Here is a 24356-nt window from a genome sequence, read left to right on the forward strand (position 1 = left end):
CCCGATACGGTGGTCCGATGAGTACCGTCAACGCCAACGGGGTGACCCTGGGCGTCGAGTCGTTCGGTGACGACGACGCGCCCCTCGTGCTGCTCGCAGGCGGGACGACGATGCTGTCCTGGCCCGACGCGCTCTGCGAGCGGCTGGCCGCCGGCGGTCGGCACGTGGTGCGCTACGACCTGCGCGACAGCGGCGAGTCGACGACGGCGGATCCGCAGGCGCCCGCCTACACCCTGCGGGACCTCGCCTCGGACGCGGCGGCGCTCGCGCACGCCCTGGGCGGCGAGCCCGCGCACCTCGCGGGAATCGGCGTCGGCGGGATGGTCGCCCAGGTGGCCGCCCTCGATCATCCGCAGGCGTTCTCCGCACTCACGTTGGCCGGCACCCGCGCGGTCGCCCCCGGCCCGCCCGACGACGACCTCCCCGACCACGACGCGGCGACGATGAGCCGCCTGTTCGCGCATCCCATGCCGGACTGGACCGACCGGGAGGCGGTGGCGGAGTTCGCCGCCGCCGGTGCGGCGATCCTCGGCGACGACCCCGACGCCGCGCGCACGACGGCCGCGCGCGTCTGGGACCGCACGCCCGGCACCGCACCTCCCGTGCAGCTGGCCAACCAACTCGGCATGGTCTTCTCCGCGCTCGACTGCGCGCCCCGCTGGCGGGAGCGGCTGCCCGGGATCGCGATCCCCACGCTCGTCGTCCACGGCCGCCGCGACCCGTTCTTCCCGGTCGGCAACGCCGAGGCGATCGCGCGCGAGATCCCCGGCGCCCGGCTGCTCGTCCTGGAGGACGCGGCAACCGCGATCCCCGGCAAGGCGGCCGACGAGGTCGCCGGGGCGATGCTCGCGCTCGGCACGGGCCCGTCCTAGTCGCCGGCGCCGGGCGGCCCGTCGAGCACCCTGGGGACGTACTCCAGCAACTGGAGCCCGCCGTCGAACGTGCGGTGTTCGACCATGTCGAGGGCGAGGTCGGGGTAGCCGTCGAAGATGCGGTCCTTCCCGGTGGCGCCGGTGATGACCGGGAAGACGACCACCCGGAAGCGGTCGACCACGCCCGCCGCGATGAGCGACCGGCACAGGGTGAGGCTGCCGAGGGTGCGCAGCGGGCGCCCGTCCCGCTTCATCTCCCGTACGGCAGCCACGGGCTCCTCCCGGTTCAGCTCCGAAGCGGTCCACGACAGCGGCGCCTCCAGGGTCGAGGAGAACACCACCTTGGGCGACGCGGCCAGGAGCGCCATCCCCGGGTCGTCGGGCATCTGGGCGGCGAACCCCGACATGAGCCGGTACGTCGTGGCGCCCATGAGGGTCGTGTACTCCTTCCGCGAGTCCTCCTCCAGCCAGGCGAGGTACTCGGGCCCCTCCATGCCCCAGAAGCCCGGCCATCCCTCCGCGGCCCCGTAGCCGTCGAGCGAGATGATGAAGTCCACCATGAGGCTTGACATGGGTCTCTCCTCCTTGCCGCACGTGTACGTAGGAGTACTGACCGGCGGCGGGCCGGAAAGTCATCGGCGCGGGCGGCGCGACGCGTGGCACGGGCTCAGTGGACCGGCGGGTCACCGGCGGGGCCGGTGCGCTTCTCCAGGCGGGTGCCGGCGCGCAGCGTGATGGACATCAGGTCACTGGGGGCGTCCAGTTCGAGGCGGTGCCAGTGTCCCCGCGGGACGATCACGGCGGTGCCCGGCCGCAGCCGGACCGTCTCCTCGACGGCCTCCGGCCCGGTGGGCCGCAGGTGGAGGCGGACACCGCCGGCCAGGCAGCACACCGCCTCGTCGGCCTCCGGATGCATCTCCCAGTGGTCTGCGTGCACGTCGGCGTCGCTCTCCACGTGGAACGTGGCGACCTGCCAGGCGCCGGCCCCGCCGCTCGCCATCCGCCGCTCACCGGCTCGGACCTCGCCGCCGGGGCCGATGTGCAGGGCGGAGGTGAACAGGTCGAGGGGTGAGAGGGCCGTCGTGGTCATGATGGGGTTCCTTCCAGTTCGTCATCGGCTTCGTCATCGGTGCGGTGCTTCGACGCGGTGCGTCGGCTCGGTGCCTCGGTGCTGTTCTTCACCGCGCGCTCCGCCTCGTTCGCCGCGGTGGGCTCGGAGCGCGGGCCGGGTGGCGCCGCGCGGCCGCCGGGCAGCACGCGGATCGCCACGACGGCCGCGATCAGGAAGAGAAGTGCGGCGCCTGCCAGGCCGAGCGCGTAGCCGTCGTTGAGCGCGGTGAGTCCGGTCGCCGTGCCGGTGCGGTGCTGGGCGAGGGTGGCCAGGACCGCCAGCCCGATGCAGCCACCGAGCTGGCGGGAGCTGTTCATGAGACCGGAGGCCATGCCGGCCTCGTGCGGGGCCACCCCGGTCGTCGCGGCGGCGACGATGGGGGCGATGACCAGACCGACGCCGAACCCGGTGACGAGGCAGGGACCGAGCACGTCGGTGAGGAAGCCGCCGTCGGGGCTGATGAACGCGAACCAGGCCAGCCCGGCGGCGGCCAGCAGGGAGCCGGGCACCAGGGACGTCCGTGGGGTGCGCGCGGAGGTGATCCGGGTCGCGACCAGGGTGCCCGCGACCAGGCTCACGGAGAAGGGGACGAACGCGGCGCCGGTGGCCGCGGCGCCCATGCCCAGGACCTGCTGCATGTACAGGGACACGAAGTAGAACGCCGCGAACTGACCGGCCGTGGAGAAGAACACCAGCACGTTGGCGCCGGCGACCCAGCGGCCGCGCAGCAGACCGAGGCGGAGCAGCGGTGCGGACGTCCGGCCCTCGGTGCGGACGAAGGCGGCCAGGAGTGCGGCCCCGGCGACGAGCATCACCCAGGTGACGGGTGCTCCCCACCCCTCGGCGTCGGTGCGGACGACACCGAGCACCAGCAGCGTCACTCCGCAGGTGGCGAGGACGGCGCCGAGCACATCGAGCCTGTCGCGACGGGCGGGCCGCGCGTCGGCCGGGACTCCGGCGGGAACCAGCGCGAGGGCCACGGCCACGATCGGCAGGTTGACCAGCATCACCCAGCGCCAGCCCGCGTACTCCGTGAGCAAGCCGCCCACCAGCACGCCCAGTGCGCCGCCCGCGGCGTTCACCGCGCTCCACACTCCCAGCGCGCGCACCCGGCGCGGGCCTTCGGCGAACGTGGTGGTCAGCATCGCCAGGGCGGCGGGGGCGGCCGCGGCGGCGCCCAGTCCCTGACCGGCGCGCGCGGCGATCAACTGCCAGGGTGCCTGGGCCACCCCGCCCGCCAGCGAGCACAGTCCGAAGACGGCCAGGCCCAGCACGAAGAGCCGGCGTCGGCCGAACAGGTCGGCGGCGCGGCCGCCCAGCAGAAGGAACCCGCCGAGCGTCAGCGCGTAGGCGTGCACGACCCAGGACAGTCCGAGCGGCGCGAAGCCCAGCGCGCCGCGCATGGCGGGCAGCGCGACGTTGACCACGGACAGGTCCAGGGCGACCGCGAACTGGGCCACGGCCACCGCCGCCAGGATCCTCCCGGGATGACCTCTCGAGTTTCTATACATGTAAGAAAACTATAGCGGACGGCAGTCGCTGTCGACACCTGAGGGATGATGAGGGCATGCCGCAACCGTCCGCACCGCGCAAAACCCCAGGCCGGCCACCCCGTATCTCCCGGGAGGAGGTCGTCGCCGCGGCCCGCCGGATCGTGGACGCCGACGGCGTGGACCGGCTGACCATGCGCCGGCTGGCCACCGAGATCGGCAGTACACCGATGGCGCTCTACCACCACGTACGCAACAAGGAAGAGCTGCTCGTCCTGCTCCTGGACGACTACGCCGCGCGGACGCTGCACCGGCCCGAGCTGCCCGCCGAGCCCCGCGAGCGCGTCGTCGCCTGCGCCGCCGCGATCCACGAGGCGCTCGCCGCCTGCCCCTGGATCGTGGAGGTACTGACCGCCGACGACCTGCTGTCCACCTCCGCGCTGTGGTTCGTGGAGCAGATCGTGGACGGGCTCGTGGCCTGCGGCCTGTCTCCCGAGCGGGCCGTGCACGGCTACCGGGCGATCTGGTACTACACCACGGGAGAGATCGTGGTCCGGACGACGGCGGCCCGGCGACGCACGGGCGACGGCCGTCCGACATACCGGGAGCAGGTCTTCGACGGCCTCGACGCGGACGAACTGCCCCGCTTGACCGAGGTCGCCGGCCGCTGGGCGTCACTGACCGCCGAGGACACCTATCCGGACGGCCTCCGGGCCCTGGTGGACGGGTTGACGGCCCGGCGCTGAACCGGCCCTTCGGTCAGAGTGCCGTCAGGCGGGCGATCGTCCCGTTCTCCAGGGCGGTCCAGATCGCGCCGTCCGGTCCCTGGACGATGCCGTGGGGTTCCGAGGCCGGGGTGGGGAGGTCGTACTCGTCGATCTCGCCGTCGGGGGTGATCCGCCCGACCCGGTTGGCTCCCCACTCGGTGAACCAGCAACTGTCGTCGGGGCCGGCGGCGATGGCGTGCGGCCGGGACTCGCGGTCGGGCAGGGCGAACTCGTCGATCGCGCCGTCCGGGGTGATCCGCCCGATCCGCCCGGCGCCGATCTCGACGAACCACATGGCGCCGTCGGCCCCGGCCGCGATGCCGACGGGGGCGGCGCCCGGAGTCGGCAGCGGATGGACGTCGACGGCGCCGTCGAGAGCGATGGCACCGATCGCGTTCGCCTGGTTCATCGTGAACCACAGCCGGTCGTCCCGGCCGACGGCGATACCCGAGGGGAAAGCACCCGAGACGGGGAGGGAAAACTCGCTGACCCGACCGCCGGTCGTGACGCGGCCGATGCGGTCGGCGCTCGCCTCCGTGAACCACAGCGCGTCGTCCGGGCCCGCCACGATCCCGAACGGCCCGGCGTCCGGCGTGGGCAGCGGGAACGACGTGACCTCGCCGGCCGTGGTGATGCGGCCGATCCGGTGGCCGCGGAACTCGGTGAACCACAGCGCGCCGTCGGGCCCCGCCGTGATGGTCGACGGTCCGCCGGAGGCGGGTTCCAGGGCGTGGGAGTCGGTGGCGCCGTCGGGGGTGACGCGCCCGATCCGCCCGTGGTGGACCATGGTGAACCACACCGCGCCGTCGGGTCCGGCGGTGATTCCGTAGGGGCCTGCCTCGGGGCCGGAGACGGAGAACTCCGCGATCGAAACGGTCGGGCGGCGCGACATGGGCGTTTCCTTGATCGGTCGGCGGCGGTCGGCGGGGGGGGGGAGCCCGGCTGCGGATGCTAGCCGTGCCGCGGCCACCACGCCTCCGATTATTCCGGCGGCCCGGCCGGCAGCGACGCCTCACGGGACGGCGCGCATGCACGGCGGCGGACAGGGCAGAAGCAGCGTCGTCGGCGTCGGCCGACGGCTCAGGGGCGGGTTCACCGGGAACTGTCGCTTCCCCTTGCGCGCTTCGAAAGGAAACAGGGATGACGAGTGTCCAGGAGGTCCCGTCGGCCGCCGCCCGCGCGGCGGACGACGGTGCGGTGACGGAACGGGCCATGCGGATACGGCGCCGCCTGGAGCGCCTGATAGGCATCGCGGCGACCGAGGGCAACGCGCTGCTTCCGCTGCGCAACGGGGACGAGATCTTCCCGGCCATGCTCGACGCCATCCGCTCCGCCGAGCACACCGTGGACATGATGACGTTCGTGTACTGGAAGGGCGAGATCGCGCGCGAATTCGCGCACGCCCTTGCGGAGCGGGCCCGGGCCGGGGTGCGCGTGCGGCTACTCCTCGACGGCTTCGGCAGCCGGCTCATCGACACCGACCTGCTCGCCGAGATGGACCGGGTCGGCGTCCAGGTGGCATGGTTCCGCAAGCCCGCACACCTGTCGCCGCTCAAGCAGAACCACCGCTGCCACCGCAAGGTCCTGGTCGTGGACGAGCAGGTGGCCTTCACCGGCGGCGTGGGAATCGCCGAGGAGTGGTGCGGCGACGCCCGCAACCCCGGCGAGTGGCGGGACACCCACGTCCAGGTGCGGGGACCGGCCGTGGACGGCATCGCGGCCGCGTTCGCGCAGAACTGGGCCGAGTGCCACGACGAGCTCTTCGACGACCGCGACCGCTTCACCCCCCACCACCCCCACGGCGACGCGGTGGTGCAGGTGGTGCGCGGCTCGGCCAGCTTCGGCTGGCAGGACATGCAGACCCTGATCCGGGTCATGATCGAGTCCGCCGAGGAGCGTTTCCGGCTGACCACCGCCTACTTCTCGCCGGACCGCTACTTCATCGAACTCCTGTGCGCCGCCGCACGGCGCGGCGTGGAGGTGGAGATCCTGCTGCCCGGCCCGCACACCGACAAGCGCGTCTGCCGGCTGGCCGGACAGCACTACTACGACGATCTCCTCGCCTGCGGGGTGAGGGTCTACGAGTACCAGCCGACCATGATGCACGCCAAGGTGATCACCGTGGACCGTACGGCGGCCCTCGTCGGGTCGACCAACTTCAACCGGCGCTCCCTCGACCACGACGAGGAAGTCATGCTGGCCGTCCTGGACGAGGAGTTCACCGCCACCCTGGACGCCCACTTCGACGCCGACAAGGCGGCGGCCGAGCCGATCCGCAAGGGTGCCTGGAAGCGGCGTTCGGTGCTCCAGCGCGCCCGCGAGGCAGCCGTCCAGCCCATCCGCCGGTTCCTGTGACGGTGACGGTGACCGTCGGCACGGCGGTCGACGCGGGCCGGGCCCTGATCAGCGCAGTGCCCGCGCCTGCGGCCCGATGAACCGCGAGGAGACGCAGCCGGTCGTGGCTCTCGCTGCCCGGGACCGCCGTGTAGACGAGCAGTCGGTGTGACTGGCAGGTCTCCGAGGAACTCGTGGGCGCCCACGCCTGGCGGTAGGCAGGGCACCGGGTCAGACCGCGGCACCGGCGGATCGTACGACCGCCCGACCTGCCGCAGAACGGCCACGGCGCCCTGCCGGTGCGGTTCAGCGGGTCCGGTAGCGCGCGTAGATCAGTCCGCTGTCGAAGGCACGCTGCTCGACCATTTCCAGATCGAGGCGCACGCCGTCCGGGAAGAACCGCTTGCCGCCGCCGACCACGCTGGTGGTGACGAACAGGTGGTACTCGTCCACCAGACCGGCCGCGATCGCCTGGGCCGCGAGGTTGGGGCCGTCGACGGTGAGGTCGGCCTCGGCCTCGGCCTTGAGCCGGCGCACCGCCTCCGGGTCGAAGGTCCGCTCGATTCTTGTCTTCGCGCTGGACACCGACTCGAGCGTCGTGGAGTACACGACCTTCTCGGCGGCCTGCCAGTCGCGGGCGTACTGCAGGATGTGCGGCGGCTGGCCGGGCTCGGTGTGCGCGGTCTCCCAATAGACCATGGTCTCGTACATCCGCCGGCCGTAGAGGTAGGTGCCGACGGGGCGGAAGAGGTCGTTGATGAAGGTGTGCACCTCCGGGTCCTCGGCCCCGGTGCCGAGGTCGCCCTCGGCCGCCTCGGCGTAGCCGTCGAGCGAGGTGACCATCGAGTAGATGAGCTTTGCCATGCCTCTCCTTCGGTACGGGCGCGCAAGTCTGCCGGCGGTCCTGCGAACCATGACTCCGGCAGGGCCCGGAACTCATCGATCGGCCGCCGGCGTCCGGCCCGTCCGAGGCCGCTCCGCCCTACAGAGGTTCGGCGGTCTCGCGGGGGTCATCGGCGGTGATCAGACCGATGAATCGCCGGGCCTGTTCCCCCGCCGGTTCGTGCCGCGTGACAGGCAGGTCGAAGGCGAATTCAGCGCGGTACGCCCCGGCATCCCGGCGACGCCCGAAGTACACCTCCACCCCTTCGGGCACCTCCCGCCGGGGCTCCACCCGTTCCACCGCGCAGTCCCAGCGTTCGAACCATCCGCTCTTCCCGAACTCCCGGGTCAGCAGGCGCGCGACCGTGTCCACGGGCTCCTCCCAACTGGTGTCGGCAACGGCGCGCGCCAATTCGGCGTCGTACTGAGCCGCGTCGAAACGGACATCCGCGGGCACCGGCACCCGGATGTCATGGGTGTTCTGCCAGGCCGACCACACCACCAGGTCACCCTGGCGGTGGATGGTGACGAAGACTCCCCCGCAACAGCCCGTGCAGCAGTCGTTGTTGGACAGCTCGATCCGGCGAGGCTCCTCCAGCGCCGCCAGTGGCCACTCCTCGGCCGGCCCGAACCACTCACGGCGTGAGCAGCTCGACACCCCTGCGGGATGGATCGCTGCCAGCACGTCCCGGCCGTCGATCAGCGGGCGCACCTCCGCCCACTGCTCGATCGCGAGGGGATGCGGTATCGCGTGCCTCAGGGAAAGGCGACTGATGGGCGCAGGGCGGTTCATGCGATCAATGATCACTGTGAGCGGGGTGTGCGGAAAGCGCTTATCGAACATCACGTCGATGTCGTCCCGGCTCGAGGGGTGGTCGCCACGCCTCCTACTTGAGGCGGTCGAGGAAGCCGAGCACCCGGTGGGTGACCTGCTCCGCGGCCCGTTCGTCGTAGGAGGGCAGGCTGCTGTCGGTGAACAGGTGCCGGTCGCCCGGATAGAGGAACAGCTCGCCGTCCGTCGCCGTCTCCACGAGCGCGCGGGCGGCGTCCACGTCGCCCTCCCCGGCGAAGTAGGGATCCGCGTCCATGCCGTGGACCTGGACCGGGACGTCCCGGGGCCAGGCGCCGCCGAACTCGGTGACCGGGACGCACGACTCGAGCAGCACCGCGCCCTTCGCGCCGGGGCGGGTCTGGGTCAGCTTCTGGGCCGGCAGGACGCCGAGTGAGAACCCGACATGGACCAGCTCCGGCGGCAGCTGCTCGGCGGCGGCGATTCCGCGAGCGGTGATCGTGCCGAAGCCGGTGTTCCCGGCGTAGGCGATGCCCTCCTCGAGGGTGTCGAACACCTGTCCCTCGTACAGGTCCGGGGCGTGGACGGTGTGTCCGGCGCGCCGCAACCGCTCCGCGAACTCGCGGACGCCGGTGGTCAGCCCGTGTCCGTGGTGGAAGACCAGCACCTCAGCCATGTCGCTCCCCTCGTGCCGCGGTGCCCGGGTGGCGCCGCGGCACGAGTATGGCCGGGAGCACTGACATCCGGTCCGGCTCGGCGCTCACCCGCTTCGGCAGGTGCCGGGAGGGGCCCGGCACTGTGCCGGGCCGGGCCCTCCCCCGGTGTCAGTGTCCGGCGACGAGCCGGGGAAGGGTGGCGAGGACGCCGGTGACCCGGTCGGCGGGCAGGCCGCCGCCCTGGGCGAGTTCGGGGGAGCCGCCACCACGGCCGTCGAGAAGCGCCTTGACCAGCGTGGCCGCGTTCAGCCCGGCCTCCCGGGCCTTCTTGTTGAGGGCCACGACCACCGCGCCCTGGCCCGTTCCCACGGCGACGGCTCCGGGCGTGTTGGTGGGCAGGCGGTCGCGTACCGCCATGGCCAGGGCGCGGGCCTCGTCGGCGCCGCCCTCGGCGATGGTGGTGACGACGAGTGTGCCGCCGGTGTCGACGGCCTGCCCGGCGAGTTCGCCGGCACGGGCCGTGGTGGCCCGGCTCTTCAGGCGGGCGTTCTCCCGGTCGGCGGCCTTGAGCCGGTCCAGCAGGGCGGCGATCCGGTCGGGGAGTTCGGCGCGGGGTGCGTTCAGCTGTTCCGCGATGCGGCTCACCAGGTCGCGTTCGCGCGCGAGGTAGCCGAAGCCCTCGATGCCGACCGCGGCCTCCAGCCGGCGCATTCCGGCGCCGACGGAGGACTCGCCGGTGAGGGCGACGGTGCCGATCTGCGCGGCGTGCTCGACGTGGGTGCCGCCGCACAGCTCGCGCGACCAGGCGCCGCCGATCTCGACGACGCGGACCTGCTCGCCGTACGTCTCGTCGAACAGGGCGAGCGCGCCGAGTTCCCTGGCCTCGGGGAGGGTCATCCAGCGGACGTCCACCGCGAGGTCGCGGCGCAGGGCGCGGTTGGCGGCCTCCTCGATCTCGCCGCGGACGGCCGGGGAGAGGGCGCCGCGCCAGGGGAAGTCGAGGCGGAGGTGACCGGGACGGTTGTAGGAGCCGGACTGCAGGGCGTTCGGGCCGAGGATCTCGCGCAGCGCGGCGTGCAGGACGTGGGTGCCGGAGTGGGCCTGGCGGGCGCCGAGCCGCCACTCGGCGTCGACGGCGGCCACGACCGCGTCTCCGGTGGCCAGTTCACCCGCCGTGACGCGGACGCGGTGGACGACCAGGCCGGGCAGGGGGCGCTGGACGTCGATGACCTCGGCCTCGCCGGAGGCGCCGGAGATCCGCCCGGCGTCGCTGTCCTGGCCGCCGGACTCGGCGTAGAACGGGGAGCGGTCGAGGACGACGGTGGCGAGCTCGCCCTCCCGGGCCACCGGGGTGGTCCCGTTCGCGCCCAGAACGGCGAGGACGGTGGACTCGGTCGACAGGGTGTCCCAGGCCCGCCAGTCGGTCGGCCCGTGGGCGTCCAGGACGCCGCGGAGTGCGGCGGTGTCGGCCGCGCCGCCGGACTTGCGGGCCCGGGCGTCGGCGCGGGCGCGCTCGCGCTGCTCGTTCATCAGGGCGGTGAAGCCGTCGCGGTCGACCTCGACTCCCTGTTCGGCGGCCATCTCCAGGGTGAGGTCGATGGGGAAGCCGTAGGTGTCGTGGAGCAGGAACGCCTGCGCGCCGGGCAGGGAATTGCCGCCTTCCTCCTTGACCTTGGTGACGGCCGTGTCCAGGACGGTGGTGCCCTGCTTGAGGGTGGTGCGGAAGGCGTCCTCCTCCCCGTACGCCTGGTCGGCGATCCGGGCGAACGCTTCGGTGACCTCCGGGTAGGAGGGGGCCATGCAGTCGCGCGCGACCGGCAGCAGTTCGGGCAGGACGGGATCCTGGAAGCCGAGCTGGCGCATGGAGCGGACCGAGCGGCGCAGGATGCGGCGCAGGACGTAGCCGCGGCCCTCGTTGCCGGGGGTGGTGCCGTCGGCGAGCAGCATGAGGGCGGTGCGGACGTGGTCGGCGACCACGCGCAGGCGGACGTCCGCCTGCGGGCCGGCGCCGTAGCGGACGCCGGCCAGGTCGGCGGCCCGGTCGAGGACGGGCCGGGTCTCGTCGATCTCGTACAGGTTGTCCTTGCCCTGGAGGAGGGTGGCCATCCGCTCCAGGCCCATGCCGGTGTCGATGTTGCGGCGGGGCAGTTCGCCGAGGATCGGGTAGCCGGACTTGCCGGTGCCCTCGCCGCGCTCGTACTGCATGAAGACGAGGTTCCAGAACTCCATGTACCGGTCCTCGTCGACCGCCGGTCCGCCCTCGCGGCCGAGGGCCGGACCCCGGTCGTAGTACAGCTCCGAGCAGGGGCCGCAGGGGCCGGGCACGCCCATGGACCAGAAGTTGTCCTCGTCCCCCCGGGCGACGATCCGCTCGTCCGGCAGACCCGCGGCCTCGCGCCAGATGGCGCGGGCGTCGGTGTCGGAGTGGTGGACGGTCACCCAGATCTTCTCCGGGTCCAGCCCGTAGCCGCCCTCGGCCGGCGTCCGCGTCGACAGCTCCCAGGCGAGGGCGATGGCCTCCTCCTTGAAGTAGTCGCCGAAGGAGAAGTTGCCGTTCATCTGGAAGAAGGAGCCGTGCCGGGTGGTCCTGCCGACCTCTTCGATGTCGAGCGTGCGGATGCACTTCTGCACGCTCGTGGCCCGGGGGTACGGCGCGGCCTGTTCGCCGGTCAGGTAGGGCTTGAACGGCACCATGCCGGCGTTGACGAACAGCAGCGTCGGATCGGGGGTGGGCAGCGGCGCGCTGGGCACCACGGTGTGGCCGCGCGCGGCGAAGAAGTCGAGGAAGCGCTGGCGGATGTCGGCGGTACGCAAGGGTCTCACTGCTCCGGTCGAGGGGTCGGAAGGGGCGCGGCCGGGTGGGCGGCGGGCCGGGTGTCGGGTGCGGCGTCGGCCGGCATCAGGCGGTCTGCGGCGAGAGGGCCGGGAGCGGCGTCAGGGAGGCGTACTCCAGCGGCGCCGACGGATCGATGGACACCTCCAGTGGCGCGGGCTCGGCGCCGGCGCGGACGAGGAGGTCACCGACGGCCGCGATCATGGCGCCGTTGTCCGTGCACAGCGTCATGGGCGGCACTCGCAGCTCGATCCCGGCCGCGGCGCAGCGTTCCTCGGCCAGGCCCCGGACCCGGGAGTTCGCGGCCACGCCGCCGACCACGATCAGTGTCCGCACGTCGTGGGCACGGCAGGCGGCGAGCGCCTTGCGGGTCAGCACGTCCGCGACGGCCTCCTGCAGGGCGGCGGCACCGTCGGCCACCGGCACCTCCTCGCCGCGCAGCCGCTGCTTCTCGACCCATCGGGCCGCGGCCGTCTTGAGCCCCGAGAAGGAGAAGGCGTACGGGTCGTCGCCGGGGCGCGTGAGGGGGCGGGGGAAGTCGACGGCGCGGGGGTCGCCCTCCCGTGCCGCGCGGTCGATCGCGGGCCCGCCCGGATAGGGCAGGCCGAGGATGCGGGCGACCTTGTCGAAGCACTCCCCCGCCGCGTCGTCGAGGGTGTCCCCGAGGTGCAGGATCGGCTCACGTACCAGGTCCCGTACGAGGAGCAGCGAGGTGTGTCCGCCGGAGACGATCAGCACGACGCACGGGGTGGGCAGCGGCCCGTGCTCCAGCGTGTCCGCGGCGACGTGTCCGGCCAGGTGATGCACCCCGTACAGCGGCACCCCCGCCCCGTAGGCGAGCGACTTGGCTCCGGCGAGGCCGACCTGGAGGGCGCCGGAGAGCCCCGGGCCGGTCGTGACGGCGACGGCGTCGATCCGGCCGAGTCCGAGCCCTGCCCGGTCGAGGGCCTCACGCACGACCGGGGTGAACGCCTCGAGATGCGCCCGGGCGGCGATCTCGGGCACGACCCCGCCGAAGCGGGCGTACTCGTCCATGCTCGACGCCACGACGTGGGCGAGCAGCCTTCCGTCCTGGACGATCCCGGCTCCGGTCTCGTCGCACGAGGACTCGATCCCGAGTACCACTGGTCCGCCCATCGGGCACATCTCCTTCTGCACATGGTCCGCAACTGCAATATATGTGCAATAGGTGCGGGCAGAAACGTCCGGTCCGTCCGAGGGCGACGGCGAGCGCGTGCACGCCGAGCGCCGCCTGACCGCGAAGCCATGCGGGTACGGGATTCCGCGCGCAGAATGAGACCCGCCGCCGGCCGAGTGGCCGTAGGCGGGAGGAGAGGCGTGGGCGAGACTCCGTCGAAGCACATCGCCTCCGGGATGCGGGAGGCGGCTCGTGCGCTGCTGGCCGCCCTGGAGCCGGAGCAGGTGCGTGAACTGCGCTCGGGGCCCGTCCGGTTGGACGCGCCGGAGCTGCGTGAGTGGACGTACCTGCCGGGCCCGCGCCCCGGGCTCTCCACCGAGGGGCTCGACGCCCGGCAGCGCGAGGCGGTCGACGCGCTCCTGGCCACGGCGCACAGCGCGCCGGGAGCGGAGCTGGCGCGCGGGGCGATCGAGGTGGAACGGCATCGCCGCGCCCGGCAGGGGTCCGTGGGCGCGGACCGCTACTGGGTGCGACTGCTCGGCGACCCGGGCGGCGACGAACCGTGGGGCTGGCGGATGAACGGCCACCACCTCGCGGTGCACGTCCTGGTCACGGCGGCCGGGATCCGGGTGACGCCGCACTTCGTCGGCTCGGAACCGGCCCGCGTCGACAGCGGCCCTCATGCCGGTCTCCGGCTCCTGGGCCCGGAGGAGGACCTGGCCAGAGAGCTGATCACGGGCCTGGACGGCGGTGCGCGGGCCGAGGCGGTCTTCGCCGCCACACCCCCGGACGACATCCTGACCCGGGACGATCCGTTCGCCGATCCGTCCGTCCTGCCGGACGGCCTGACCCACGACCGCATGACGCCAGGTCAGCAGCGCCTCCTGGAGTCCCTGGTGCGCCGCTACCTCGACCGCGCGCCCGCGGCGTACGCGCGGGAGTGCTGGTCGGACGCCGTGACCAACGGACTGGGGTCGGTCTCCTTCGCCTGGGCCGGCGGCCTCGCCCCCGGGGACCGGCACTACTACTGCGTCCGGGCCCCGGATTTCCTCATCGAGTACGACAACACCCAGGACGACGGCAACCACGCCCACTCGGTCTGGCGCCACATCCGCCACGACTGGGGAACGGATCTGCTCCGGAGGCACTACACGGAGCAGCACGCTTGACGCGGTGGCCCACCGTTCAGCTCCCGGATCCGACGACGGCGGTGACGCGGATCTCCACACGCATGGCGGCGAGGCCGAGGACCGTGACGCCGGTCTCGGTCCAGATCGGCGCGCGGCCGCCGAGGCGACGGCGGAACTGCTCGGCCATCACCCTGTTGTGGTCGTCGCCGATGACGTCGTCCCCCGGCGCGACCTTGTGGTACGAGTTGACGTGGATGACGTCCTTCCACGTCGCGCCCACCGTGGCGAGCGTGCGCTCCACGTTGTCGAAGGCCTGGACGATCTCGTCCTCCAGCGCGTCGGGGATGACCAGATCGTCGTCCACCCCGGCCTGGCCGGAGATCTCCACCCGGTCGCCGACGCGGACGGCTCCGCTGTAGCCGAGGGCCTCGTGGAGCTTCTCGCCGAAGCCCGGGGTGACGCCGAAAGTGACGGTGCTCATGATGATCCCGCTTCCTGTCCGTAGGGCCGCGTTTCCCATGACATGACTTCACGCGTAAAGTGAGACTAGCAAGCGATGACTTCAAGCGCAAAGTGATGGCGGGAGGGCCCGTGAGCGGCACCGGAGAACACGAGGACGACCAGGAGCCGCGATGGCTCGACGAGCAGGAGAAGGCGGCGTGGACGGGGCTGATCTCCCTCGTCCTGCTGCTGCCCGGCAAGCTGGAGTCACCGCTGCGGCAGGAGCACGGCCTCACCCTGTTCGAGTACCTCGTACTCAGCCACCTCTCCGAGGCTCCGCAGCGCAAGCTGCGCATGGGAGAGCTGGCCTTCCTCGCCAGCGGCTCGCTCTCCCGCCTGTCCAACGTCGTCAAACGCTGTGAACAGCGGGGCTGGATCGTACGGACCCCCGACCCGGCCGACGGCCGCTACACGCTCGCCGAGCTCACCGACACCGGCTTCGACACCGTGCACCAGGCAGCCCCCACCCACCTGCGCTCCGTACGCCGGGTCGTCCTCGACTCGCTCAACACCACCGACCAGAAGGCACTCGCGCGCATCGCACAGCGGCTCCGCATCGTCCCCGACGACTTCGGCTGACGGACGGAGCCGGTCACATCAGGGACACGGCGCGGGCGACGAAGAAGGCAGCGAAGATCACCGCGCCGATGAGGATGATCCACGTCCAGACGCGGGGGTGCTCCCAGATGCCGCCGTCGGGGCGCTCCTCGTGGGCCTCGGCCGTGGAGCCTTCGACGGGAGGGGTCTCTCCGGGGGGCACGAGCGGTTCTGTCATGTTTCCAGGTTCCTGCAGACACCCGGGGTACGCATCCGCTGCCCGCACGCACCCCGCGGACGCGGAAGCGGAGGACGAAGGTCCCGGCAGTGACACGACTGTCACTGCCGGGACCGGGCGCCCGCCGGGGTGATCACCGTCGCCGGGATCAGACTCCCGTGGGGTCCTTCTCGTGCGTCCGCCGCGCCCGGGGCGCCGGCTCGTGGCCGCCCTCGCTGAGGCCGAAGCGGTCGTGCGCCCTGCGCAGGAGCGGTGGCGCGTACCAGGCCGAGCGGCCGAGCACGCGCATCGCGGCAGGCACGAGTACGCCGCGGACGGCGACGGCGTCGATGAGGATGGCCAGTCCGCTGCCCAGACCGAACATCTGCATGTAGCTGATGCCTGCCGTCCCGAAGGCGAAGAAGCTCACCGCCAGCAGGCAGGCCGCCGCGCTGACGATGCGTCCCGTGTGCCCGAGCCCGTCGACCACCGCGGTCTCGTTGTCCGCGCCCTCGTCGTGCAGCTCCTTGATCCGGCTGGTGACGAACACCTCGTAGTCCATCGAGAGGCCGAAGGCGATGCAGAACATCAGCAGCGTCATGGACACCTCCATCGGCTGCGGCGTGAAGCCGAACAGGCCGGAGAGGTGGCCGTCCTGGAACATCCACGTCATGACGCCGAGGGCCGCTCCCAGGCTGACGATGTTGAGCACCAGCGCCCGCAGCGGCTGCACCACGCTGCCGGTGAACAGGAACAGCAGGATGAGGGTGGTGAGCGCGATCAGCCCGCCGGCCAGGGGAATCAGGCCGCTGATGGAGTCCTTGGAGTCGACCAGTGCGGCGTCCCTGCCGCCCGCCAAGGGGTCCGTCCCCTCCGGCGCTTCGACCGCTCGCACGTCCTTGACCAGGTCCTGGGCGGCGTCCGACATCGGTGTCAGGTCGCTCACCACGTCGATCCGCTGCGCCTCGGGGCGGCCCAGCGCGGCGTTGCGCGGACCGGGCGCCGCGGCCCGACCGTCGGTGTAGGTCCCGGTGGACGCCTCGACGCGGACCACGCCGTCGAGCTGCGAGAGCCTGCCCGCGTAGGAGTCCAGCGGTGTCCTGTCGACCGCCTTGTCCATGACCACGTGGATGGCCGCCGCGTCGCTGCCGTTGAAGTTCTTCTCCAGTTCGGCCGAGACCTGGCGGCTCCTGGCGTCCTCGGGCAGGGAGCGCTCGTCGGCGATACCGATGGTGACGCCCAGCAGCGGACTCGCCGCCAGCAGCAGCACCGCGAGCACCGGCAGCGCGGTGAGGGCGGGACGCCGCATGGCCGTACGGGCCAGCCGGCCCCAGAAGGGGACCCCGGAGTCCTGCCGCCTCGCGTTCCTCACCCACGGCAGCTGCCCCTTGTTGACCCGGTGCCCCAGGACCTTGAGCAGGGCCGGCATCACGAACAGGGTGCTGATGGCGGCGATGGCGACCACACCGACCCCGGCGTATCCGAACGAGCGCAGGAAGTACTGCGGGAACACCAGCAGAGCGGCGAGCGCGACCGCCACCGTGGCGGCGGAGAAGGCGACGGTGCGGCCCGCGGTGTGCACGGTGTGCCGGACGGCGTCGTCCACGCTCGCACCCTTCGCGAGCCGTTCGCGGAACCGGCTGACCATCAGCAGGGCGTAGTCGATGCCGAGGCCGAGTCCCAGGGCCGTGGTCAGGTTGGTGGCGGTGATGGAGATGCTGGTGACGCTGCCGAGGAGGAAGAGTTCCGCGAACGTGCCCACGATCGCGATGAGCCCGATGACCAGCGGCAGCAGGGCCGAGACCACACTGCCGAAGACGAGGAGGAGCAGCAGGAGGGTCAGGGGCAGCGCGATCGCCTCGGCGAGGACGAGGTCCTCGGAGGAGTAGGTCCCCATGTCGTCGCCCACGGCAGCGCTGCCGCCGGCCTCGACGGTGAGCCCGGCGCCCTTCGCACCGGTGTACTCGTCGATGATCTCCTTGGCGTTCTCCCGCTCCTCCGTGTCACCGCCCTTCACATGGGCGAGCACCATCGCCTGGTCGCCGTCCCTGGATCGGAGGTCCGGGTTGCCCGTGTCCCAGTACGAGACGACGTTCGCGACCGTGTCCTCCTTCCTCAGGTCGGCCGCCAGTTCCGTGCCCTGCCGCTTGACGGCCTCGGTGTCGACGCCGCCCTCCGGGGCCCGGACCAGCAGGACCAGGTTGGACTCCCCGCCGAACTTGTCGCTGATGACCGCCTTGGCCCTGCTGGACTGGGAGGACGGGTCGTCGAAGCCACCGGGCAGGAGCTTGCCGAACGCGCCGGCGCCCAGAACTCCCATGAGGACCACGGCCACGGCGGTGATGACGAGTACCAGCCGGGACCGGCGGACCGCCAATTCGGCTATGCGTTCAAACACGCACTTCTCCTTGCATTCTGACGGCGTGAACCCTGGGCCCGCGCGGGTGGCGGGGGTGTGGCCCTGAAGGTAGCCAGGCAGCAAGGGGCTTTGGCAGTGCGAGATTTACTTGACACTGTCAGGTGTTTCTCACACCTTGAATTCGGGTGGCAGATGCGATCCCCGACCGCCTCTCACACACTCCGTTCGGGGATCGCCGGGAGGATCTTCTCGGCGATGCCGACGAGGGCGCCGTCGTCCGGGAGGGCTCCGGTCGCGCTCCACACGGTGATGTCGAAGTAGCCGCCCCGGTCCTTCGCGTCGAAGGCCACGGACAGCGTTCTGGCCGGCGGGCCCTGCTCTACCGGTCCGCCGGAACCGCCGCTCCCGAGATCGATCTCGATCTTCATGGTGTGATCCGAGGCGAGGACCGCGGGCCGGCCGAGGACCGCGGGCCGGCCGAGGACCGCGGGCCGGCCGAGGACCTCGAGCCTCCTGACGTCCGTCTCCTGCCCGTACTTCATCAGATTCACGTACTGGTCGATCGACAGCTTGTTGTACGTGGCCGAGACGTGCACGGTGTAGGTGTCGAACTGGACCTGGGCCTCCGGCTGGGCGACCCTCCCGTCGGTCAGGGGCGCGGTGTTGCTCGTGCCGGACGCCGCGGTGGCGGTCTCGGCGGGTGTTCCCAGGAGCTGGGCCAGGCCGGGCATGTTGAGCGCCTCGCACAGCTCGTCGCCGGTCACCGCCTCGCGGTTCTTCGCGTAGGCGCTCGGCAGTTCCTCGCCCTCCCCGCTCGAACACGAGGCGGCCTGCGGCGTGCTGTCGTTCTCGGAGGCCTGCAGACGCGGGCCGAGCCACACTGCGCCACCGAGCGCCGCGAACACGGCCACGGCCGCGACGGCCTGGGCCCACGCGTTGGGTTCCTTCTCCGGCACGGACGGGGTGGGACGCTGCACCGCCGGCGCGTGAATCGGCGCCTGAGTCGGCGCCTGCGTGGGCGCCTGCGCCCGGACAGGGGCGGCGGACGTTGCCCCGTCCGCCGAGTCCACCGGGGCCGCCGGGCCCGGGTTCCGGCGGGCGCGCAGTGCACGGACCACCGTGCGGACGCGCACCGCGGTGAACACCAGGAACACCGCGCCGATCCCGGCCGGCACCCATGTGTCGTCGCGGAGGGCGAGATGCACGAGGCGTACGCCGAACACGGCCCCGACCACGATGAACAGCGGCTCGCGGACCCAGAAGGGCAGGAGCCGGAGGAGGAAACCGAGCATCCGGCAATCTCACCAGGCCAAGATCGCAATGGCTGTGGTGGAAGCCATAGTTCCGGCTCGGACCGCGGGTGCCGTCCGGGTGATGGTCGCCGGCGGCGCACGTGGCACCGGTTCGAGGGCGGCGCCGCCCCGTTGACGCGGCGCATCGCTGTGGACGACCATCCCCGCCGGAGGGAAGAGGACCGTCACCCGCGCGACCCGGGGCCGGGCGCCGGCACCGCACTGCCGGACCGTCCTGACGCTGCCCGCTCCGGACGACCGAGCGCGTGAGCGGCTCATGTCACACACACGGAGAGAACAAGGTCACAACCGCTCCCTCTGCTGCTCGTCTGCCCGCCTGACCTAACATCCGAGCATGACGCTCCTGCCTGACGACGGACTCGACCTCGCAGCCGAGTTCCCTCACGCGACACATGAGCAGTGGCAGCACCTGGTGGCGGGCGTGCTGCGCAAGTCGGGCAGGGAGGTGCCGGACGACGAGGCGGAGGACGCCCTGTCCACCGCGCTCGAGGACGGCCTGCGGGTACGCCCCCTGTACACCGCGCGCGACGCCGCCCCCGACCCCGGTCTGCCGGGCCTCGCGCCCTTCGTACGCGGTGGCCGCGCCCAGGCCGCCCGCATCGGCGGCTGGGACGTGCGACAGCGGCACACGATGGCCGACGGGGCATCGGTCATGACCGACCTCGAGAACGGCGTCACCTCCCTGTGGCTGGTCGTCGGCGAGTCCGCCGGCATCCCGGTCGCCGCGCTCGACCGCGCCCTCGACGGCGTCTACCTCGACCTGGCTCCCGTCGTCCTGGAGGCGGGCGACGCCTTCGAGCCGGCCGCCCGTGCCCTGTTGCGCCTGCACGAGGAGAGGGGCGTCCCGGCGGACGCCGTGCGGGGCAACCTCGGCGCCGACCCGCTGGGCCACGAGGCCCGTACCGGCACGTCGTACGAGACCGAGCCCGTGGCCGAGCTGGCCCGGCTGTGCGCCGCACGCCACCCCGGCCTGCGGGCCCTGACCGTGGACGCGCTGCCCTACCACGAGGCCGGTGGCTCGGCGGCGCAGGAGCTGGGCTGTTCCCTGGCGACGGGCCTGGCCTACCTGCGCGACCTGACCGCGGCCGGACTGGACCCGGCCCAGGCGCTGACCCAGCTGGAGTTCCGGTACGCCGCGACCGCCGACCAGTTCCTGACCATCGCCAAGCTGCGTGCCGCACGCCGGCTGTGGGCGCGGGTGGCGGAGGTCTGCGGCGCGCCGCGGCAGGGCGCGCAGCTGCAGCACGCGGTGACCTCGCCGGTGATGATGACGCGCCGCGACCCGTGGGTGAACATGCTGCGCACCACGGTCGCCGCCCTGGCCGCCGGGACGGGCGGCGCCGACGCCGTGACCGTCCTGCCCTTCGACCACGCGCTCGGTCTGCCGGACGCGTTCGCGCGCCGGATCGCCCGCAACACCTCCACCGTCCTGATCGAGGAGTCGCACCTGACCCGGGTGATCGACCCGGCGGGCGGTTCCTGGTACGTGGAACGGCTGACCGACGAACTGGCCCACGCCGCCTGGACGTTCTTCCAGGACATCGAGCGGGCGGGCGGGCAGGCGGCCGCCCTGCGCTCCGGGACGGTCGGCGAACGGCTGGCGGACACCTGGGCCGTGCGCAGCGCGAAGCTGGCGAAGCGGCGGGAGCCGGTCACCGGGGTCAGCGAGTTCCCGCACCTGGCCGAGAAACCCGTCGTGCGCGAGCCCGCGCCCGAACCTCCGTCCGGGGGCCTGCCCCGGGTGCGGCGGGACGAGGCGTTCGAGGCGCTGCGCGCCCGCTCGGACGCCCACCTGGCCGCGACCGGCGCCCGGCCCCGTGTCCACCTGACCGCACTCGGCCCGGCCGCCGCCCACACCGCCCGGCTCACCTTCGCCGCCAACCTCTTCCAGGCCGGCGGCATCGAAACCGTCACCGAAGGGGACTTCGGTGAGAGCGGGGCGCGGGAGGTGTGCCTGTGCTCCAGCGACGCGCTGTACGGGGAGCAGGCCGAGTCCACCGCCGCCGCGTTGCGCGAGGCGGGCGCCGAGCACGTGTTCCTCGCGGGCCGTCCGGGGCCGTACCCGGGCGTGGACACCTACGTCTTCGCGGGCTGCGACGCCGTCGCCTTGCTGTCCGCCACCCTCGACCGCATGGGAGTGTCCTGATGTCCATCCCCGACTTCTCCGCGATCGGGCTGGGGACTCCGACCGCCGACGCCGACGGCTTCGACGAGTGGCGTGCGGCCGTGAAGAAGGCCGCCGACGGCGACGACCTCCTCTGGGAGACGCCGGAGCAGATCACGGTCAAGCCGCTGTACACCGGGCAGGACCTGGAGGGTCTGGACTTCCTGGACACCTTCCCGGGCGTCGCCCCGTACCTGCGCGGCCCGTATCCGACGATGTACGTCAACCAGCCGTGGACGATCCGTCAGTACGCGGGTTTCTCCACGGCCGAGGAGTCCAACGCGTTCTACCGCCGCAACCTGGCGGCAGGGCAGAAGGGCCTGTCGGTCGCCTTCGACCTGCCCACCCACCGCGGCTACGACAGTGACCACCCTCGGGTGACCGGCGACGTCGGCATGGCGGGCGTGGCGATCGACTCGATCTACGACATGCGGCAGCTGTTCGACGGCATCCCGCTGGACCGCATGACGGTGTCGATGACGATGAACGGCGCCGTGCTGCCGGTGCTCGCGCTGTACATCGTGGCGGCGGAGGAACAGGGCGTGCCGCCCGAGAAGCTGGCCGGGACCATCCAGAACGACATCCTCAAGGAGTTCATGGTCCGCAACACCTACATCTATCCGCCGAAGCCGTCGATGCGGATCATCTCCGACATCTTCGCGTACACGTCCCAGCGGATGCCCCGCTACAACTCGATCTCCATCTCCGGCTACCACATCCAGGAGGCGGGCGCGACGGCCGACCTGGAGCTGGCGTACACCCTCGCGGACGGGGTGGAGTACATCCGGGCCGGGCGTGAGGCGGGCCTGGACGTCGACGCCTTCGCGCCCCGGCTGTCGTTCTTCTGGGCGATCGGCATGAACTTCTTCATGGAGATCGCCAAGTTGCGGGCGGCCCGGCTGCTGTGGGCCAAGCTGGTCAAGCAGTTCGACCCGCAGAACGCCAAGTCGCTGTCCCTGCGTACGCATTCGCAGACCTCCGGCTGGTCGCTGACCGCCCAGGACGTGTTCAACAACGTCACCCGCACCTGCGTGGAGGCGATGGCCGCCACCCAGGGCCACACCCAGTCGCTGCACACCAACGCCCTCGACGAGGCGCTCGCGCTGCCCACCGACTTCTCCGCGCGCATCGCCCGCAACACCCAGCTGCTGCTCCAGCAGGAGTCCGGCACGACCCGCGTGATCGACCCGTGGGGCGGCAGCGCCTACGTGGAGAAGCTGACGTACGACCTGGCGCGCCGCGCCTGGCAGCACATCCAGGAGGTCGAGCGGGCGGGCGGCATGGCGCAGGCCATCGACGCGGGCATCCCCAAGCTGCGGGTGGAGGAGGCCGCCGCCCGCACCCAGGCGCGGATCGACTCCGGGCGGCAGCCGGTGATCGGCGTGAACAAGTACCGGGTGGACTCGGACGAGCAGATCGAGGTGCTCAAGGTCGACAACTCCTCGGTGCGCGACCGGCAGATCGCCAAGCTGCGGCGGCTGCGCGAGGAGCGGGACGAGATCGCGTGCCGGGACGCGCTGGACGCGCTCACGCGGGCGGCCGGCGGCGAGGGCAACCTGCTGGAGCTGGCGGTGCGCGCGGCTCGTGCGAAGGCGACCGTGGGAGAGATCAGCGACGCCCTGGAGAAGGTGTACGGGCGGCACGCGGGCCAGATCCGTACGATCTCCGGTGTGTACCGCAACGAGACGGGCGAGTCGCCGGCCGTGGAACGCACCCGGGCCGTGGTGGACGCCTTCGCCGACGCCGAGGGCCGTCGGCCGCGCATCCTGGTCGCCAAGATGGGCCAGGACGGCCACGACCGCGGCCAGAAGGTCATCGCCACCGCCTTCGCCGACCTCGGCTTCGACGTGGACGTCGGCCCGCTGTTCCAGACCCCGGCCGAGGTGGCCCGCCAGGCGGTCGAGGCGGACGTCCACATCGTCGGGGTGTCGTCCCTGGCCGCCGGTCACCTCACCCTCGTCCCGGCGCTGCGCGAGGCGCTCGCCGAGGAGGGGCGGGAGGACATCATGGTCGTCGTCGGCGGGGTGATCCCGCCGCAGGACGTGCCGACCCTGCTGGAGATGGGCGCGGCGGCCGTGTTCCCGCCCGGCACGGTGATCCCGGACGCGGCCCGTGACCTGGTGGGACGGCTGGCGGCCGGTCTCGGGCACGGCGAGCTGTGAGCCGGTGACGTGATGGCCCTCGAACTCGACGCGTACGTCAAGGGCGTCCTGGACGGCAAGCGCGCGGTCGTCGCCCGCGCGATCACCCTCGTCGAGTCCACCCGCCCCCAGCACCGTACGCTCGCACAGCAATTGCTGACCGAGCTGCTGCCGCACAGCGGCACGGCCCGGCGGATCGGGATCAGCGGCGTGCCGGGCGTGGGCAAGTCGACGTTCATCGACGCCTTCGGCACGATGCTGACCGGGCTCGGCCACCGGGTCGCCGTCCTCGCCGTCGACCCGTCCTCGAGCCGGACCGGCGGATCGATCCTCGGCGACAAGACCCGGATGGAGCGCCTGGCCGTCGACCCGGCGGCGTTCGTCCGCCCCTCCCCCACCGCGGGGACGCTCGGCGGGGTCGCGAAGGCGACCCGCGAGTCGATCGTGGTGATGGAGGCCGCCGGCTACGACGTGGTGCTGGTGGAGACCGTCGGCGTGGGCCAGTCCGAGACGGCCGTCGCCGACATGGTCGACTCCTTCCTGCTGCTCACCCTGGCCCGCACCGGCGACCAGTTGCAGGGCATCAAGAAGGGCGTGCTCGAACTCGCGGACGTGATCGCCGTCAACAAGGCGGACGGCCCGCACGAACGCGACGCCCGCACCGCGGCACGTGAACTGGCGGGCGCCCTGCGGCTCATGCACGGCAAGGACGCCTTCTGGACGCCGCCGGTGCTCAGTTGCAGCGCACGCGAGTCGACCGCTCTCGACACCGTCTGGGAGCGCCTGGAGCAGCACCGCACCCTGCTGGACTCCACCGGGCGCCTCGCCGCCAAGCGCCGCACCCAGCAGGTCGACTGGGTCTGGAGCATGGTCCGCGACGAACTGCTGGGCCGACTGCACGCCGACCCGGCCGTCCGGTCGCTGGCTCCGCAGCTCGAACAGCAGGTGAGGGAGGGCGGACTGACGGCGACACTGGCGGCGGAACACATCCTGGACGCGTTCACGAACGACACAGCCGCCCCTGAACCACCCGCCGCTTCTCAGTGACCGTCCCGGGCATCGGCGGCTCCCCGCCGACGCCCGGCCATCGTCGGCCTGCTGCCGAAGCGGCAGTCCGGACG

At 72.3% G+C, this 24356-nt stretch carries 21 protein-coding genes; 8 read left to right on the forward strand and 13 right to left on the reverse strand.

The features are described 5' to 3' along the window. Positions 1-17: 17 nt before the first annotated feature. Positions 18-872 carry an alpha/beta fold hydrolase gene (locus tag ACGF3J_RS21710; RefSeq protein ID WP_393854498.1) on the forward strand — a complete coding sequence of 285 codons (855 nt, stop codon included), beginning with the start codon at positions 18-20 and terminating at the stop codon, positions 870-872. On the opposite strand, the gene ACGF3J_RS21715 is transcribed toward ACGF3J_RS21710, so the two are convergent. From ACGF3J_RS21715 to ACGF3J_RS21725, 3 genes are all read right to left on the reverse strand, one after another. Further along, positions 869-1444: a dihydrofolate reductase family protein gene (locus tag ACGF3J_RS21715; RefSeq protein WP_393854499.1), complete on the reverse strand. Its 576-nt coding sequence runs from the start codon at positions 1442-1444 to the stop codon at positions 869-871. The two genes, ACGF3J_RS21710 and ACGF3J_RS21715, sit on opposite strands and share 4 nt — an antisense overlap. Before the next feature lie 95 nt (positions 1445-1539). Then, complete coding sequence (locus ACGF3J_RS21720; protein ID WP_161332252.1) at positions 1540-1962, reverse strand: cupin domain-containing protein; 423 nt, start codon at positions 1960-1962, stop codon at positions 1540-1542. Further along, positions 1959-3494, reverse strand: a complete 1536-nt coding sequence (locus tag ACGF3J_RS21725) for an MFS transporter (protein WP_393854500.1) — start codon at positions 3492-3494, stop codon at positions 1959-1961. Before ACGF3J_RS21725 ends, ACGF3J_RS21720 begins: the two co-directional genes overlap by 4 nt. Before the next feature lie 56 nt (positions 3495-3550). Between ACGF3J_RS21725 and ACGF3J_RS21730 the strand changes: the two genes are divergently transcribed. Continuing rightward, complete coding sequence (locus ACGF3J_RS21730; RefSeq protein ID WP_393854501.1) at positions 3551-4219, forward strand: TetR/AcrR family transcriptional regulator; 669 nt, start codon at positions 3551-3553, stop codon at positions 4217-4219. 13 nt (positions 4220-4232) lie between these two features. Here the strand turns inward: ACGF3J_RS21730 and ACGF3J_RS21735 are convergent, their stop codons facing one another. Continuing rightward, a complete protein-coding gene (locus ACGF3J_RS21735; RefSeq protein ID WP_393854502.1) occupies positions 4233-5132 on the reverse strand; it encodes a virginiamycin B lyase in 900 nt (299 codons plus the stop codon). Positions 5133-5452: 320 nt separating this feature from the next. On the opposite strand from ACGF3J_RS21735, the gene ACGF3J_RS21740 reads away from it, so the two are divergent. Then, on the forward strand, positions 5453-6595 hold the full coding sequence (locus ACGF3J_RS21740; RefSeq protein WP_237552740.1) for a phosphatidylserine/phosphatidylglycerophosphate/cardiolipin synthase family protein: 1143 nt from the start codon (positions 5453-5455) through the stop codon (positions 6593-6595). Positions 6596-6880: 285 nt separating this feature from the next. On the opposite strand, the gene ACGF3J_RS21745 is transcribed toward ACGF3J_RS21740, so the two are convergent. The 5 genes from ACGF3J_RS21745 to tsaD all read right to left on the reverse strand — a co-directional run bounded on the left by ACGF3J_RS21745 (position 6881) and on the right by tsaD (position 12872). Continuing rightward, positions 6881-7438: a dihydrofolate reductase family protein gene (locus ACGF3J_RS21745; protein ID WP_161331261.1), complete on the reverse strand. Its 558-nt coding sequence runs from the start codon at positions 7436-7438 to the stop codon at positions 6881-6883. 118 nt (positions 7439-7556) lie between these two features. Next, positions 7557-8300, reverse strand: a complete 744-nt coding sequence (locus ACGF3J_RS21750; RefSeq protein ID WP_237552739.1) for a hypothetical protein — start codon at positions 8298-8300, stop codon at positions 7557-7559. Positions 8301-8343: 43 nt separating this feature from the next. Further along, entirely contained in the window at positions 8344-8922 is a 579-nt protein-coding gene (locus tag ACGF3J_RS21755) for a dienelactone hydrolase family protein (protein ID WP_161331260.1), read from the reverse strand. A 148-nt stretch (positions 8923-9070) separates the two neighbouring features. After that, positions 9071-11716 (reverse strand): alanine--tRNA ligase, encoded by a 2646-nt coding sequence (alaS, locus tag ACGF3J_RS21760; RefSeq protein ID WP_161327413.1) that lies wholly within the window; start codon positions 11714-11716, stop codon positions 9071-9073. 85 nt (positions 11717-11801) lie between these two features. Continuing rightward, positions 11802-12872: a tRNA (adenosine(37)-N6)-threonylcarbamoyltransferase complex transferase subunit TsaD gene (tsaD, locus tag ACGF3J_RS21765; RefSeq protein WP_202557728.1), complete on the reverse strand. Its 1071-nt coding sequence runs from the start codon at positions 12870-12872 to the stop codon at positions 11802-11804. A gap of 201 nt (positions 12873-13073) precedes the next feature. On the opposite strand from tsaD, the gene ACGF3J_RS21770 reads away from it, so the two are divergent. Continuing rightward, the gene (locus ACGF3J_RS21770) at positions 13074-14042 is read left to right on the forward strand and encodes a DUF3500 domain-containing protein (RefSeq protein ID WP_346346004.1); all 969 of its coding nucleotides are present in this window, start codon (positions 13074-13076) and stop codon (positions 14040-14042) included. Between the two features lie 16 nt (positions 14043-14058). On the opposite strand, the gene ACGF3J_RS21775 is transcribed toward ACGF3J_RS21770, so the two are convergent. Next, positions 14059-14484, reverse strand: coding sequence for a Rid family hydrolase (locus tag ACGF3J_RS21775; RefSeq protein WP_161327411.1), 426 nt, complete (start codon positions 14482-14484; stop codon positions 14059-14061). Positions 14485-14579: 95 nt separating this feature from the next. On the opposite strand from ACGF3J_RS21775, the gene ACGF3J_RS21780 reads away from it, so the two are divergent. Continuing rightward, positions 14580-15083, forward strand: coding sequence for a MarR family winged helix-turn-helix transcriptional regulator (locus ACGF3J_RS21780; protein ID WP_161327410.1), 504 nt, complete (start codon positions 14580-14582; stop codon positions 15081-15083). Positions 15084-15096: 13 nt separating this feature from the next. On the opposite strand, the gene ACGF3J_RS21785 is transcribed toward ACGF3J_RS21780, so the two are convergent. The 3 genes from ACGF3J_RS21785 to ACGF3J_RS21795 all read right to left on the reverse strand — a co-directional run bounded on the left by ACGF3J_RS21785 (position 15097) and on the right by ACGF3J_RS21795 (position 18909). After that, a complete protein-coding gene (locus tag ACGF3J_RS21785) occupies positions 15097-15279 on the reverse strand; it encodes a DUF6480 family protein (protein WP_161327409.1) in 183 nt (60 codons plus the stop codon). Positions 15280-15427: 148 nt separating this feature from the next. Beyond that, entirely contained in the window at positions 15428-17656 is a 2229-nt protein-coding gene (locus ACGF3J_RS21790; protein ID WP_161327408.1) for an MMPL family transporter, read from the reverse strand. Positions 17657-17829: 173 nt separating this feature from the next. Then, complete coding sequence (locus ACGF3J_RS21795; RefSeq protein WP_161327407.1) at positions 17830-18909, reverse strand: DUF6215 domain-containing protein; 1080 nt, start codon at positions 18907-18909, stop codon at positions 17830-17832. A gap of 355 nt (positions 18910-19264) precedes the next feature. On the opposite strand from ACGF3J_RS21795, the gene ACGF3J_RS21800 reads away from it, so the two are divergent. Genes ACGF3J_RS21800 through meaB form a run of 3 tightly spaced genes read left to right on the forward strand, consistent with a single transcriptional unit; the run spans position 19265 to position 24282 of the window. Then, the gene (locus ACGF3J_RS21800) at positions 19265-21076 is read left to right on the forward strand and encodes a methylmalonyl-CoA mutase family protein (RefSeq protein WP_393854503.1); all 1812 of its coding nucleotides are present in this window, start codon (positions 19265-19267) and stop codon (positions 21074-21076) included. After that, positions 21076-23256 carry a methylmalonyl-CoA mutase gene (gene scpA / locus ACGF3J_RS21805; protein ID WP_393854504.1) on the forward strand — a complete coding sequence of 727 codons (2181 nt, stop codon included), beginning with the start codon at positions 21076-21078 and terminating at the stop codon, positions 23254-23256. Before ACGF3J_RS21800 ends, scpA begins: the two co-directional genes overlap by 1 nt. Before the next feature lie 12 nt (positions 23257-23268). Next, positions 23269-24282 carry a methylmalonyl Co-A mutase-associated GTPase MeaB gene (gene meaB / locus ACGF3J_RS21810; RefSeq protein WP_202558133.1) on the forward strand — a complete coding sequence of 338 codons (1014 nt, stop codon included), beginning with the start codon at positions 23269-23271 and terminating at the stop codon, positions 24280-24282. Positions 24283-24356: the final 74 nt, after the last annotated feature.

The organism is Streptomyces sp. NPDC048171 (assembly GCF_043202655.1).
Taxonomy (GTDB): Bacteria; Actinomycetota; Actinomycetes; order Streptomycetales; family Streptomycetaceae; genus Streptomyces.

What these genes read in the sequence shown, in the direction of transcription:
- ACGF3J_RS21710 (WP_393854498.1), top strand. Translation starts at nt 18, where the DNA reads ATGAGTACCGTCAACGCCAACGGGGTGACCCTGGGCGTCGAGTCGTTC.
- ACGF3J_RS21715 (WP_393854499.1), bottom strand. Translation starts at nt 1,444, where the DNA reads ATGTCAAGCCTCATGGTGGACTTCATCATCTCGCTCGACGGCTACGGG.
- ACGF3J_RS21720 (WP_161332252.1), bottom strand. Translation starts at nt 1,962, where the DNA reads ATGACCACGACGGCCCTCTCACCCCTCGACCTGTTCACCTCCGCCCTG.
- ACGF3J_RS21725 (WP_393854500.1), bottom strand. Translation starts at nt 3,494, where the DNA reads ATGTATAGAAACTCGAGAGGTCATCCCGGGAGGATCCTGGCGGCGGTG.
- ACGF3J_RS21730 (WP_393854501.1), top strand. Translation starts at nt 3,551, where the DNA reads ATGCCGCAACCGTCCGCACCGCGCAAAACCCCAGGCCGGCCACCCCGT.
- ACGF3J_RS21735 (WP_393854502.1), bottom strand. Translation starts at nt 5,132, where the DNA reads ATGTCGCGCCGCCCGACCGTTTCGATCGCGGAGTTCTCCGTCTCCGGC.
- ACGF3J_RS21740 (WP_237552740.1), top strand. Translation starts at nt 5,453, where the DNA reads ATGCGGATACGGCGCCGCCTGGAGCGCCTGATAGGCATCGCGGCGACC.
- ACGF3J_RS21745 (WP_161331261.1), bottom strand. Translation starts at nt 7,438, where the DNA reads ATGGCAAAGCTCATCTACTCGATGGTCACCTCGCTCGACGGCTACGCC.
- ACGF3J_RS21750 (WP_237552739.1), bottom strand. Translation starts at nt 8,300, where the DNA reads ATGTTCGATAAGCGCTTTCCGCACACCCCGCTCACAGTGATCATTGAT.
- ACGF3J_RS21755 (WP_161331260.1), bottom strand. Translation starts at nt 8,922, where the DNA reads ATGGCTGAGGTGCTGGTCTTCCACCACGGACACGGGCTGACCACCGGC.
- tsaD (WP_202557728.1), bottom strand. Translation starts at nt 12,872, where the DNA reads ATGGGCGGACCAGTGGTACTCGGGATCGAGTCCTCGTGCGACGAGACC.
- ACGF3J_RS21775 (WP_161327411.1), bottom strand. Translation starts at nt 14,484, where the DNA reads ATGAGCACCGTCACTTTCGGCGTCACCCCGGGCTTCGGCGAGAAGCTC.
- ACGF3J_RS21780 (WP_161327410.1), top strand. Translation starts at nt 14,580, where the DNA reads ATGGCGGGAGGGCCCGTGAGCGGCACCGGAGAACACGAGGACGACCAG.
- ACGF3J_RS21785 (WP_161327409.1), bottom strand. Translation starts at nt 15,279, where the DNA reads ATGACAGAACCGCTCGTGCCCCCCGGAGAGACCCCTCCCGTCGAAGGC.
- ACGF3J_RS21795 (WP_161327407.1), bottom strand. Translation starts at nt 18,909, where the DNA reads ATGCTCGGTTTCCTCCTCCGGCTCCTGCCCTTCTGGGTCCGCGAGCCG.
- ACGF3J_RS21800 (WP_393854503.1), top strand. Translation starts at nt 19,265, where the DNA reads ATGACGCTCCTGCCTGACGACGGACTCGACCTCGCAGCCGAGTTCCCT.
- scpA (WP_393854504.1), top strand. Translation starts at nt 21,076, where the DNA reads ATGTCCATCCCCGACTTCTCCGCGATCGGGCTGGGGACTCCGACCGCC.
- meaB (WP_202558133.1), top strand. Translation starts at nt 23,269, where the DNA reads ATGGCCCTCGAACTCGACGCGTACGTCAAGGGCGTCCTGGACGGCAAG.